Below are 257 nucleotides of genomic sequence, written 5' to 3' on the forward strand. Positions count from 1 at the left end.
CTTTTAATCAGAGGGTCGAAGGTTCGAGTCCTTCATGGCTCATTTTAATAAGCGGAAGTAGTTCAGTGGTAGAACACCACCTTGCCAAGGTGGGGGTCGCGAGTTCGAACCTCGTCTTCCGCTCCATATAAAGCGCCCGTAGCTCAATTGGATAGAGCGTTTGACTACGGATCAAAAGGTTAGGGGTTCGACTCCTCTCGGGCGCGCCATAAACGGGAAGTAGCTCAGCTTGGTAGAGCACTTGGTTTGGGACCAAG

The 257-nt window shown here is 51.4% G+C and carries 2 tRNA genes; both read left to right on the top strand.

Annotated features, from left to right (window positions below):
- Window positions 1–51: 51 nt before the first annotated feature.
- Window positions 52–126, top strand: a tRNA-Gly gene (locus AC0C45_RS30215).
- Window positions 127–132: 6 nt separating this feature from the next.
- Window positions 133–209 (top strand) — tRNA-Arg (locus AC0C45_RS30220).
- Window positions 210–257 lie beyond the last annotated feature (48 nt).

The organism is Priestia sp. VA7 (genome assembly GCF_055710015.1).